Source organism: Gammaproteobacteria bacterium, from assembly GCA_003696665.1.
Classification (GTDB): Bacteria; Pseudomonadota; Gammaproteobacteria; order Enterobacterales.
Genome location: RFGJ01000174.1, coordinates 1 through 12,862 on the forward strand (window position 1 = coordinate 1; position 12,862 = coordinate 12,862).

The 12,862-nt window shown below is 47.8% G+C and carries 13 protein-coding genes; 8 read left to right on the forward strand and 5 right to left on the reverse strand.

Going from position 1 to position 12,862, the window contains the following annotated elements; all coding sequences use genetic code 11:
• From D6694_05120 to D6694_05135, 4 genes are all read right to left on the reverse strand, one after another.
• On the reverse strand, positions 1 to 1,064 hold a 1,064-nt coding region (locus tag D6694_05120; protein RMH45103.1), incomplete at its 3' end, for a membrane protein insertase YidC.
• Positions 1,054 to 1,314 (reverse strand): membrane protein insertion efficiency factor YidD, encoded by a 261-nt coding sequence (gene yidD, locus D6694_05125; protein RMH45104.1) that lies wholly within the window; start codon positions 1,312 to 1,314, stop codon positions 1,054 to 1,056. The genes D6694_05120 and yidD, both read right to left, overlap by 11 nt.
• On the reverse strand, positions 1,311 to 1,700 hold the full coding sequence (rnpA, locus tag D6694_05130; GenBank protein ID RMH45105.1) for a ribonuclease P protein component: 390 nt from the start codon (positions 1,698 to 1,700) through the stop codon (positions 1,311 to 1,313). Before rnpA ends, yidD begins: the two co-directional genes overlap by 4 nt.
• Before the next feature lie 67 nt (positions 1,701 to 1,767).
• Positions 1,768 to 1,902 carry a 50S ribosomal protein L34 gene (locus D6694_05135; GenBank protein RMH45106.1) on the reverse strand — a complete coding sequence of 45 codons (135 nt, stop codon included), beginning with the start codon at positions 1,900 to 1,902 and terminating at the stop codon, positions 1,768 to 1,770.
• Positions 1,903 to 2,528: 626 nt separating this feature from the next.
• Here D6694_05135 and dnaA point away from each other — a divergent pair.
• From dnaA to D6694_05175, 8 genes are all read left to right on the forward strand, one after another.
• Positions 2,529 to 3,902 (forward strand): chromosomal replication initiator protein DnaA, encoded by a 1,374-nt coding sequence (dnaA, locus tag D6694_05140; GenBank protein RMH45115.1) that lies wholly within the window; start codon positions 2,529 to 2,531, stop codon positions 3,900 to 3,902.
• Between the two features lie 19 nt (positions 3,903 to 3,921).
• Positions 3,922 to 5,028 (forward strand): DNA polymerase III subunit beta, encoded by a 1,107-nt coding sequence (locus D6694_05145; GenBank protein ID RMH45107.1) that lies wholly within the window; start codon positions 3,922 to 3,924, stop codon positions 5,026 to 5,028.
• Positions 5,029 to 5,032: 4 nt separating this feature from the next.
• The gene (locus D6694_05150; GenBank protein RMH45108.1) at positions 5,033 to 6,157 is read left to right on the forward strand and encodes a DNA replication/repair protein RecF; all 1,125 of its coding nucleotides are present in this window, start codon (positions 5,033 to 5,035) and stop codon (positions 6,155 to 6,157) included.
• Between the two features lie 11 nt (positions 6,158 to 6,168).
• Positions 6,169 to 8,595, forward strand: coding sequence for a DNA topoisomerase (ATP-hydrolyzing) subunit B (gyrB, locus tag D6694_05155; protein RMH45109.1), 2,427 nt, complete (start codon positions 6,169 to 6,171; stop codon positions 8,593 to 8,595).
• A gap of 77 nt (positions 8,596 to 8,672) precedes the next feature.
• Complete coding sequence (locus D6694_05160; GenBank protein ID RMH45110.1) at positions 8,673 to 9,590, forward strand: hydroxymethylbilane synthase; 918 nt, start codon at positions 8,673 to 8,675, stop codon at positions 9,588 to 9,590.
• Positions 9,562 to 10,332, forward strand: coding sequence for a uroporphyrinogen-III synthase (locus D6694_05165; protein RMH45111.1), 771 nt, complete (start codon positions 9,562 to 9,564; stop codon positions 10,330 to 10,332). Before D6694_05160 ends, D6694_05165 begins: the two co-directional genes overlap by 29 nt.
• Entirely contained in the window at positions 10,325 to 11,428 is a 1,104-nt protein-coding gene (locus tag D6694_05170) for a hypothetical protein (protein ID RMH45112.1), read from the forward strand. The genes D6694_05165 and D6694_05170 overlap by 8 nt, the downstream gene beginning before the upstream one ends.
• Positions 11,404 to 12,591, forward strand: a complete 1,188-nt coding sequence (locus D6694_05175) for a hypothetical protein (protein ID RMH45113.1) — start codon at positions 11,404 to 11,406, stop codon at positions 12,589 to 12,591. The genes D6694_05170 and D6694_05175 overlap by 25 nt, the downstream gene beginning before the upstream one ends.
• 6 nt (positions 12,592 to 12,597) lie before the next feature.
• Here the strand turns inward: D6694_05175 and D6694_05180 are convergent.
• On the reverse strand, positions 12,598 to 12,862 hold a 265-nt coding region (locus tag D6694_05180), incomplete at its 5' end, for a hypothetical protein (protein RMH45114.1).

Below are 12,862 nucleotides of genomic sequence, written 5' to 3' on the forward strand. Positions count from 1 at the left end.
AGGCTATAGAACGCTTTCATCAGCCAGAAAAGCGGCTGTCCGATCCACCACAACACCCCGTAATCGACGGTTAAGTCAAGGCCCGGCGCAATTTCCGCCAAAGTCTCCTGAATTTTCGGTCCAACGTACAGATCAGCCTTGAATTGGGCTTGACTGCCCGGTTTGATCTGGACCATGGGCTGCATGATGCCAATGGCGATATAACGATCAGGGGTCAAGGTATAAATTCGATTAACGCCTTCCGATCTCGGCACCCACGCCGACAGGAAGTAATGCTGCAAAATGGCCACCCAGCCACCATGGGTGGCGAGTTTCAACGGCTTTTCTCGAATATCGTCAAAATTATATTTTTCGTAACGCTTGTCTTCGGTGGAGAAGGCGGCACCTAGATAAGCGCGCATCCCAAGCCCTTGGCTGTCTTCAGGCGCATGCTCCGTATCGCGCACTAATTGAGTAAACAGCTGCGCCTTTTGGATCGTATTGCTTTTATTTTCAATTTGGTAATCCAGGGTAATTTGATAGCTGCCCCGTTGTAATCGGTACGTTTTGGTGAAACGCACACCCTGTTCATTCGTCCAAGACAACGGAACGACCAATACGCTCTGATCACTTGCCAAACGAAAGTATTTTTGGGGCGCGGTGAATAATGCTTTTTGTTTACCATCCGGTGAAGCAAGTCCAACCACCCCGGCTTGTGCCACGTAATGATGACCACCGTTGCGGGTCAATATCCGGACAGGGTTGTCTTTTTCATTGAGACGTTCCGGATACTTCAACAACGCCGCCTCGACCACATCTCCACCACGTGTATCGATTTTCAAGCGCAGTACATCCGTCTCCACCGTCAGCAGCGTATTCTCAGAAGAAGGACTTTGTCCCTGTGGCGCTTCAGTCGTCTCTGGAACAGCAGCCCCTGGCTCGACCGATGCCTCAGGCAAAACCGTAGATTGCTCGGGAGAATTGACCTTTTTCGCGGCACCATGATAGGTCTGCTGCCAATTGACAAATAACAAATAGGAGGTGACCGCAAATATCAAAAGCAACACACTACGCTTAGCGTCCATTTTCTATACTCTTTTTCACTTTAAATTCGAGATTTTCAGGAACCGGGTCAACGCCCCCCTCATTCAGAGGGTGGCAACGCAAAATTCTTCTCACTGCCAACTGCCCACCGCGCCAGATCCCATGACGTTCAATTGCCTCAATGGTGTAATGTGAACAACTTGGATAAAAGCGACAATTCGTGCCCAGCAACGGACTGATCAACCTTTGGTACCACCGAATTGGTAATGTGATGATATGGCTCAGCTTCATGTCTCACCTTGTTTTATTCGTCGGGAAATCTTCCCCCACAATTTGGCGAGCGATGCGAACAACACTTTATTATCCACATCTTTGACACCCGAACGCACCATAATCACGAGATCGGTTGGTCCAAGCAAGTTTTTATGATGCCGAAAGCTTTCCCGCACAAGGCGCTTTACGCGGTTCCTTTGCACCGCCTTTGGCAACTGTCGACGCGATACCGCCAGTCCAAGCCTTGGATGGTTCAGTCCATTAGGTCGATAAAGTACGGTAAAGAAACCATCACGCACACGCTGCCCATCAGAAAAGACCCGCGCAAATTCCTCTTTTTTGAGCAGTCGACAAGATTTGGGAAAGCGAAAATCAGTTTCTTTGACCAATCCTGATATTCCCATAACAATCAGGCCGGCGCCCCAACAGCAGCCGGCCTGTTCGTCAATTGACCTTCAAACAAGCAGGTTCTTAAGCCGACAATACCTTGCGGCCCTTCGCCCGACGCCGAGCCAACACTTTTCGGCCATTGGCCGTGGCCATACGAGCACGAAACCCGTGACGACGCTTACGCTTCAAGTTACTAGGTTGGAATGTACGTTTCATCGCGCTTTACCACTTAAATCGGTCCGGTACACTGTCAGTACCCCAAATCGGGATGGCGATGATACGCATCGATGGTCGTAAAGTCAAGCCGAAATAGCCCAAAGATGTCGGCTAGTTCTCCAGTCAATGTGAATAACTTATTGTTTTTATTAATGGTTGTATATATGACTTTAAATAAAAAAAGCCAAAGTTGATGTTTTTTAAGTGGTTGCGTGCATTTTTTATACTGGATTCGCGGGCAGTAATACAAAAATAAATGATAAGTAAAACTTAAGATCTATTTTAAGTGCTCATTGGTTTCTGTGGATAACTATAATAACGCTATGAATTGTATATGTTTTTTATTGTTGGTAACCTTGTGATCAAAAAGAGCTCAAACGTGTTGGTCGCTATTTGATAAAAAAACATGGTTTTTTATCTTTTGGACTTTATCCTCAGGTTTTATCACTTTTCTAGGTTGTTTTGGCGTCTTTTAGAATACTTTGTTTTTAGTTTGGCTATTGGCTTTTATGCCTGGTGAATGTAAGATAGCGCATAGATTATAAGACAGGTGTGGATAAACCTGCATATCTCCAAAGACAAACTTTACCAGACATCATTCAATAATAAGGTTAGTGGTGGTTATCGTGAGTTATCATTCGTTGTGGGAAAAATGTCGTCACCGCCTCCAAAGCGAACTGAGTGCACAACATTACAATACTTGGATTCTGCCATTAGAAGTTGACGCTCAAGCAGAAGAATCTCTACGGCTTGTTGCGCCTAATAAATTCATTGTTGACTGGGTGAAGGAAAAATATCTCGATAGAATCAGAGAGTTACTTACCGAACAGAATTTCCATAAACCGGTACAGGTGATTGTCTCCTCAACCAACAACCATACGAAACGCAGGGGACATATTTCGAATCGAGACATAGTGCATAATCGGGAAGATGCTAGGTTGATTGGTGCGCCTGGGCTTATTAAAAAGCATGACGATATCAGAACAAATCTCAATCCTGATTTTACTTTTGAGAATTTTGTAGAAGGTAAGGCAAATCAGTTGGCTAAGGCTGCAGCGCTGCAAGTCGTTGAGAATCCTGGAAAGGGTTATAACCCTCTTTGTCTGTATGGAGAGACAGGCCTAGGCAAGACGCATCTGATGCAAGCGATCGGTCATGCCATTCTCAACCATAACCCAAGCGCTAGAGTGGTTTATCTGCGTTCAGAGCGATTTGTCGCAGATATGGTAAAGGCCATTAAAAGTAATAGCATCGATGCTTTTAAACGATTTTATCGGTCATTGGACATTCTCTTAATTGATGATATTCAGTTTTTTGCACGCAAGACTGCTTCTCAGGAGGAATTTTTCCACACTTTTAATGAACTTCTAGAGCACGATCAACAGGTTGTACTGACCTGCGATCGATTCCCTAAGGAGGTGGAAGGCTTAGAGAACCGATTGAAGTCTCGGTTTGGCTGGGGGCTCACTCAAGCCATTGAGCCTCCTGAACTTGAAATGCGCGTTGCCATTTTATTGAAGAAAGCAGAACAGGTTGGCATCGAACTTCCATATGAAGTGGCGTTTTTCATTGCAAAACGAATTCGTTCCAACGTCAGAGAGCTCGAAGGGGCGCTAAAGCGCGTGGTGGCCAATGCGAATTTCACGGGACGCGCGATCACGCTCGATTTTACGCGGGAGGCACTTAAAGATTTACTCGCTGCGCAGGATAAATTAATCAACATTGATAATATTCAAAAAACCACAGCCGATTACTTTGGTATCAAGGTGTCAGATCTGTTGTCAAAGCGTCGTAACCGGTCGGTTGCCCGCCCCAGACAAATTGCGATGGCATTAGCGAAAGAGTTAACTAATCTCAGCCTACCTGAGATAGGCGAGGCTTTTGGCGGACGAGATCATACGACAGTGCTGCACGCATGTCGAAAAGTGAAAGAGCTTCGCGAAAGCAATAGAGAATTTGACCGGGATTATGGTAATTTGTTGCGTACACTGACTGGCTAATTGGGCCTGTGAGGAGCAGATGAAAATAATAATAGATCGTGATGTTCTGTTGGGGGCTTTACAGACTGTTTCGGGAGCGATAGAACGTCGACAGACATTAGCTGTACTCAGTAATATTCTTCTTGAGGCTGAAAGCGATTTTGTGCGTTTAAGTGCTACCGATCTCGAGATTGAGTTGTCCGTCACTCTAAAAGCGTCGTCTACCGTTAAGGTACTCGAAACAGGTGCGATAACTGTATCGGGAAAGAAATGGTTGGATGTGGTGAAAACACTGCCGACCGGTGAGATAGAGCTTTCCTTGGATTCGTCAAAATTTATTGTGCGTAGTGGGCGTAGTCGGTTTACGTTGACCACTTTGCCGGCAGTTGATTTTCCCCATTTAGAAGAAGGGATCGGCACCATTGAGTTTTCAATAGATGCGCCGCTCCTAGCCGATCTTATTGAAAAAACTCAGTTTGCGATGGCTGTGCAGGATGTGAGGTATTTTCTGAACGGTCTTTTGCTGGAGTCTGAGGAACAGTGCTTGCGGGCTGTGGCTACGGATGGGCATAGGCTGGCACTTGCCGAACAGACGCTCCCCCAATCGGTTGGTGATTTCTCGGTGATCATTCCCAGAAAGGGGGTGTTGGAGCTGGGTCGGATTGTTGGGCATGTCAATGATAAAGTGAAAGTTGTCGTCGGGAGCAACCACATTCGACTCACAGCTGGAGAGACCAAATTCACATCAAAACTGATTGATAGCAAGTTTCCGAATTACAAACAAGTCTTGCCGAAGGCGCACGAGTGTCATGTTGGTGTGGATAAAGAGGCTTTTCGTGAAGCTCTCCAGCGGACCGCGATCGTCAGCTCTGACAAATATAAAGGCGTACGAATTGTCGCACAGGAGGACGGACTGCTCCTATACGCGCGAAGCTCGGAGCAGGATGAGGCAGAAGTGTTTGTTGCCGCAGAAGTGAGTCGACCAGGTGTCGAGATAGGCTTTAACGTCCAATATTTGTTGGATATTACTAATGTGGTGGAAGGCGAATCGCTTGAAGTGCTACTTGGGGATGTCAATAGCAGTGTGCTTATTAAAGAGAAGGGGGTAGACAATCGCCTTTATGTTGTGATGCCAATGAGGTTATAAATAGGTGGTTTGGCATACGCTTTCCGGCCAAGGGGTGCGTAATTTGCACCCCTTTCACATTCGGCCGGCAGCAGAATGGAATTTTGTTGTTGGAGGAAATGGTGCGGGAAAAACCGCTTTTCTTGAGTGTTTGTCGATTTTATCAACCGCAAGGAGTTTTCGAACCGACACAATTGCCAAGGTCATATCTTTCGACGAAGAAGTATGTGTTGTGAGAGGTGAATCGTCCCTTTGCGGAACTTTCGGTGTGCAGAGGCAGCGAAAAGGCGGGATTGTTGTTGCCCACAATGGAGACAGAGATACATCACTTAAATATTTATTGGAGGCCCCCGCATTCAAAATTATCGAGCCGGATGTGATAGATTCACTTGATGGAGGCGCCGAGGCGAGGAGAAAAGCGTTAAACTGGCTGATGTTTCACGTGGAACATTCGACACGATCTGTACTTAGAAATTACAAGCGCCTGCTGATACAACGCAATCAACTGTTAAAGCAATCGCCGGTCGACTTATCTTATCTAGCAGCGTTTGACAAGCTATTTTGTCGAGTCGGAGAACAATACGCCAAAGTCATTCAAGAAACCTTTGAGCTAACCGTACAAAGTTTTTCCGAGTTAATAAAATCAATTGCTACCCAAGTGAACTTAAAACAATTCAAGTTTCTCGACGGCCTCCATTTTGGGCTTAGACCGGGATGGGCGCAAAGCGTGTCGTTTCAAGAAAGTATTTCGCGGCAGCTCGATTCGGATGCTGAAAGGGGATTTACGCAATCTGGTCCCCATCGCTTCGACATCACCGTTAAGATCAAGACAGGGGAGTTCGCCACGGATGTGCTGTCCCGAGGCCAGCTGAAATTGCTTTCCATTCTATGGCACCTGTCAACAACAATTGCACTAACACGAAAAGAACGTCCGGTGGTTTTAGCAGTGGACGATCTGTTTGCTGAATTCGATCAACAAAGCGTTAGCCTCGCACTTGTCGCTTGCCAATGTATCCATGCGCAGAAATTTATGACTATCCTGCCCAACTCGCTTGAGATGCTGGACAGACCGCTGGTAATGAAAGCTGACGTGTTTCACGTGGAACATGGTAGAATAACGGCAGTGCAACAGAACAAAACAAACATCTAGGAATTCGCTCTATGGCTGAAACAACCACTTCTTACGATTCTTCAAGCATCAAGGTGTTAAAAGGACTGGATGCCGTTCGAAAAAGACCTGGCATGTACATTGGCGACACTGATGATGGTACAGGCCTTCACCATATGGTCTTTGAAGTGGTCGATAATTCTATCGATGAAGCTCTGGCTGGTTTCTGCGATACCGTAGAGGTGATCATACATTCGGATAATTCTGTGACCGTGAAGGATAATGGGCGCGGAATTCCTGTCGAAATTCACCCTGAAGAAGGCGTCAGTGCCGCCCAAGTGATTATGACTGTCTTACATGCCGGCGGGAAATTTGATGATAACTCCTATAAAGTCTCGGGCGGACTGCATGGTGTTGGCGTCTCTGTTGTGAATGCGTTGTCAGACAAACTTTACCTCACGATTCGTCGGGGTGGGAAAGTCTACGAACAGGTGTATCAGCGAGGTGAACCGCTTGCCCCTATAAAGGCGGTCGGGGAAACTCAGCAAACCGGAACGGAAATTCGTTTCTATCCAAGCCCAGACACATTTTCGAACATCGACTTTCATTATGACATTCTTGCAAAAAGGCTGCGCGAATTGTCATTTCTTAATTCCGGTGTGCGAATCCTTCTATCCGACGAGCGGACAGGCAAGCAAGATATTTTCCATTATGAAGGGGGTATCAAAGCGTTTGTCGAATATTTGAATAAGAATAAAAACCCGATTCACCCGACTGTTCTGCATTTTTCAGAAAGCAGAGAGGATGGTATTACCGTTGAAATTGCCATGCAATGGAATGACTCGTTTCAGGAAAATATTTACTGCTTTACAAACAACATTCCACAGCGCGACGGTGGTACACACTTGTCGGGTTTTCGTGCCGCACTGACAAGGACATTGAACAATTATATTGATAAAGAAGGCTACAACAAGAAAGCAAAAGTGAATACCACGGGGGATGATGCAAGAGAAGGACTGACGGCCGTTGTGTCCGTCAAGGTGCCGGATCCAAAGTTTTCCTCACAAACGAAAGATAAGTTGGTTTCATCCGAAGTCAAAGGCGCCGTCGAGCAAGTGATGTCCGAAAAGCTTGGAGAGTTCCTTTTAGAACATCCAAGCGAAGCCAAGGCGATTGTGACCAAGATGGTGGATGCGGCAAGGGCGCGCGAGGCAGCACGTAAGGCGAGAGAAATGACACGGAGAAAAAGTGCGCTCGACATTGCCGGATTGCCCGGTAAACTGGCGGATTGCCAGGAGAAAGATCCTGCAAAATCAGAACTTTTCATTGTTGAGGGGGACTCAGCCGGCGGGTCTGCCAAGCAGGGTCGCGATCGCGCGTTTCAAGCCATCCTTCCATTGAAAGGGAAAATTCTTAATGTTGAAAAGGCGCGCTTTGACAAAATGATCTCCTCGCAGGAGGTAGGCACGTTAATTACGGCGCTGGGCTGTGGCATTGGACGCGAAGAGTTTGACCCAGACAAAACCCGTTACCATCGAATCATCATTATGACAGATGCGGACGTCGACGGTGCGCACATTCGAACGTTGTTGTTGACTTTCTTTTATCGACAAATGCCGCAACTTATCGAACGCGGCTATATTTATATTGCGCAACCACCGTTGTATAAGGTGAAGAAAGGAAAACAGGAACTGTACCTGAAGGACGAGTCTGCGCTCGAAGATTACCTAATGACACTGGCCCTTGATGGGGCTCAGGTTTACCCATCGGAAGGCGCTGATCCCATTCAAGGCGATGCTTTGGCCCGATTGGCAGAGGCTTATCATAAAGCGCGCTTAGTGATTAAGAAACTTAACCGTATTTATCCCGAAGAGATGTTGGAAGCATTGATTGATGGGCCAACATTGCCGGTTGACGACCTCTCAAGTTTGGATCGTGTCGAGCAATGGTGTGACGCAATGAATCAAATTTTTGAAGTTCAGCCAACGCGTCAGGCGCATCATTTTCAGTTTGTTGTTCATAAGGACAGTGAACGAGCCTTGTATCTACCTCAAATTGTGGCCAGGCAACATGGCGTGACCTCGACTGCCACGCTCACTCGTGAATTCTTTCTTTCCGATGATTATCAAGTTCTTCGCCGCTTAGGTGAACTGTTGGCAGATTTGATACAACCGGATGCTTATGTGGTTCAAGGGGATGCGACCCACAAGGTAAACTCATTTGCCAAGGCGATCACATGGTTAATGCAGCGTGCTCGAAAAGGGCAGACTATACAACGCTACAAGGGATTGGGAGAAATGAACCCAGACCAATTGTGGGAAACCACGATGGATCCGGCGACCCGCAGGCTCTTGCAGGTGACGATCGAGGATGCGATCGCAGCTGATCAACTCTTCACCACTTTGATGGGGGATGATGTTGAACCGCGTAGAGCCTTTATCGAAGCGAACGCTTTGGCGGTCTCCAATTTGGATGTTTAGTTTGACCGAACGCAAGGCGGGAGTATGTATTCTTGGCTAAGCTAGCCAAAAACGGGTGTGAATGTGGAGTTTATCCTTTGAAATCAATTCGTATCGCGACACGTAAAAGCCCTCTTGCGCTGTGGCAAGCAGAGTATGTGGCCGAACGACTGAAAAGGCACTGGCCTGGATTGTCGGTGACTTTAGTGCCGATGACCACAAAGGGGGACAAAATTTTGGATACGCCCTTGGCGAAAGTGGGCGGCAAGGGGCTATTCGTCAAAGAGCTTGAACGCGCTTTGCTGGATCGCGAGGCCGACATTGCTGTGCACTCGATGAAAGATGTGCCAATGGAATTTCCGGACGGTCTCGGCATTATCGTTGTCTGTCAGCGTGAGACCCCAAACGATGCCTGGGTGTCCAAGACTGCATTTACTGATTTGCCACAGGGCGCCGAGGTGGGCACTTCCAGTTTGCGTCGAAAAATTCAACTGCGTCGGCTACGGCCCGATCTCACCATTCGTGATTTGCGGGGGAATGTTGGCACGCGACTGGCCAAACTCGAAGCGGGCGATTATGACGGCATTATTTTAGCCGCTGCTGGTTTGAAAAGGCTTGGACTGGAAGCGAGCATTCACTCTGTTTTCTCAACAGAGGATTTTATACCGGCAGTTGGGCAAGGCGCGATTGGCGTTGAAGCACGAGTCGATGATGCGCGTGTGGCCAATTTGCTGGCACCGTTGCATTGTGCCGAAACCGCTGATCTTGTCTCGGCTGAGCGAGCGTTTAACGCGCGACTCAATGGCGGCTGCCAAGTGCCAATTGCCGCCCATGCAGTTTTGTCCGAAAAAGATAAGTTGGTACTCACTGGCATGGTGGGGCGCGAATCCGATGGAAAAATACTCAGAGAACGGATTGAAGGTCGGCGCGGTGAGGCAGAAGCCATGGGTGTGGCTTTGGCAGAGTTGTTGCTGAAACAGGGCGCAGATGATTTGCTCAAAGGCATTACCCTTTAAAAGGTGCTGGCTCACCCGAAGCGAAGCCGACAATCAGCGTATCGAGTTGGCCGTTCGGAAGCTTGGCATATCAACACAGCGCCAGACCTTCCTCTCTTTGCCTGTGCTACACATTACGTCCACAGGTGCGTTGCCACCACCAGAAGCGCCTGAGATGGTCATCTTTTTCTCACGATGGGCGGTGGATCAATTGACCCCAGAATTAATCACACGTTGGCAGAAGAAACACATGCGTTTTATTGCGGTTGGCAAGAGCACCGCCGCTGCAGCGGCGCGCCATTTTGGGCAGATCGAAACGCCGGAGACACCTTCTTCCGAAGGGCTCATACAACACCTTAAAAAGAATCCGCCAATCAAGAGCGATCGAGTTCTTCTGGTGCAAGGCGAGGGTGGCAGGACGTTGGTATACGACTACTTAGTGGCCGGGGAGTGGAGCGTGTCATGTTGGCGTTGCTATCGTCGGACGCCCATTCAATGGACTGAAACCAATCTACAGCAAGTGGTTTGCTTTTCTCCCCAGTTGGTGGTGAGCGCGAGCGTCGAGCAATGGCATGCTGCGCGACCTGCCCTAGAATATTTTTATCATAAGACTGGCAACAAACCATTGATATTAGTAGTATCTAAACGAATTGCCGAAGAAGTGACGCAAGCGGGTTGGCCGGTCGCTATCGCGCAAGATGCCATGCCGGAGACTGTCGCGAGAGCGATAAAGAATCTATTGGACAAAGAACGCCATGAGTGAAGCACAACAACCACCGCAAGTAGAGGAAGAAACTGTCGACTCTCAGTCTGAAGAGAGCCATAACGTGCGCATTAAATCGAAAAAAAAGCCTAACGGCCTGCGCTGGGTTCTCCGTTTTGCGTTATTGGTTGCTATCACGTTATTGGCTTGGTTGTTCTATCAGTTGTATCAAAACCAGCAAGCCCTTTCCCACCATATTAAGCGCTTCAACGGCGATATGGCCAAGATGCAGGGTCAATTGGACAGCCTTGCGCAGCGTGTGGAAAAGCAAAGCCAATATGCCCAGCAGATGGCTGCGCTGGCGCAAAAGATTGAAGCGATCAAAACAGAACTTAAGCAAAGCGAAACCAATTTGCAACAAATGCTCAATGCTGTCGCGAACAAGGTCAATCAAGCAAACCGTCACGTTGGAGAGACGGCGCTGGCCCTGTCCCAAATCTCTGTTTTAATTGCTCAAGCTGAGCAACAATGGCTGCTGACCAGAGATGCCAGCCGCGTTTTACCGTTGCTTGAAGCCGCAGACAGACAGCTTTCACAACTGACAGATACACGACTGCTACCAGTACGCAAGGCTATCAACAATGACTTGTTGGTATTACGGCCTCTTGCCGAACACAGTGTGTTGAATTTGTATTTGAAGGTATCGAGTTGGCAGAAGCTTATCGACAAACTTGTGTTCAATACCGTCATCACCCATCCGCGAGAAAATGCGCCTTCTGACGCGGTTAGTCAGAGCACCGGTTTGCGTGCTGTCCTGAAAAAATGGTTTCGTGTTAAATCGCACAAGCAGCTCCCGCTGCCGCCCCTAAGTGATGAAGAGGAATGGTTGCTTCGTCAAAACTTGCAACTACGACTTGTTGCGTTGCAATGGTTTTTGCTTGCCGGGGAAAGTGACGCCGCCACAAGGTTACTCACAGATCTGGAAGAATGGTTAACAAAGTTTGTCTTAGATGATGATACGCGTGATTTGCTTATGGCAGAGGTTACGGAATTAAAGGCCACTCTACGACAAAAACCACTTATCAGCATCACGCTGTCAACACCTCAGGCGTGGCGAGTGTTCGAAGGCGCATGGCGGGGGGAGAAGCAACAGTGAGCTGGCGCTTGTGGTTGGTGGTTTGCCTTTTGTTGGGCGCATTGGTGGGGCTTACTATCCCACACATACCTGGTTACTTAGTGGTTGTTTTTGACAACTACACTGCAGAGGTGCCCCTTTGGTTGCTGGCTTTAGGGCTTATGTTGCTCTTTATTGCAGGAATTTCTTTGGCTTATTTGTTAGGTCGGACGTTTCGTTACTGGCACCGGTCGGTGCGTCGAATCAGCGGACATTCTTGGCGTGTCGCACGACGGAAGACCATTGCCGCTATGGTCGCCTTTGCCGAAGGCAATTGGGCTGATGCAGAAAAACTGATGATTCAAGCGGTCAAACATGCGGACACAAAGCTGATAAATTATTTGATCGCGGCGGAAGCGGCACAAAAACAAGGCGAGCCCACGCGGCGTGATGAATATTTGCGTTTAGCGAAAGAGATTGCTCCGGAAGCAGATTTGGCCATAGGCTTGACACAAGCTCGCGCTCAGATGGAATCGAATCAATTGGAGCAGGCAAGCGCCAATCTTGAACATCTCTATTCGATGGCACCACGTCATCCATATGTACTCCAGTTGTTAGCGGAAACGTGCTACAAAATGGAAGATTGGCCACGATTGATCCAGTTATTGCCAAATGTTTCGAAAACAATTCCAAATCCCAGACAACTACCGGAATGGATAAAAAAAGCGAAAATCAAATTTATCGCGCTGCAGGTGGAAGCTGGCGATTTGCCGTCGTTAAAAAAGTTTTGGAAAAAATTATCTAAAGCAGATAAGGAAGACGAATCAATATTAGTCGCTTATATTGAGGGATTGGCAAAACTCGGCGAACAAAAGCAGGCCGTCAAGTTATTACAAAAGAAAATTGTCGAGGCGCCAACTGATGAGTGTTACTTACTCTATCGGCGGATGCCGCATCCAGACATTGCCAAGGCCTTTCAATGGTTAGAAGCAAGGCGTGATGAGGAACCGGACAACGTGGTTTTACTTGAAACCTTGGCGGTCATTGCCGAAAAAGCTGAACTCCCTGGCAAAGCACGAGATTACTGGGAACAGGTATGTGCTGTGTGCTGTGATGAAAGCGTCAAGCTGAAGTTGGCTCGGGTTTACAACCAATTGGGTGAAAGTAAGAAGCTTGAAGCGATTATCCAGCAATTATTAGACTAAACATAATTAGAAATGCTTTTTTACTTTGACTAGGAATTGAACATCACTAATATCGCCCTCGGCGCCAATGGGAAAGGCGAAGTCGATGTGCACTACTTTATCGGTACCGGCTTTTTGTGACACTAAACGTAACCCAAACCCCACATTCGCGAGCACACCATTGTCAGTGGTGCCGTTATCGCCATTGGCAAACCAGGCCCGCCCAACATCCAGAAAAACGGCACCACCAATGTCGAACAGTGACCATAACGACCATGGTGTGTAGAAACGC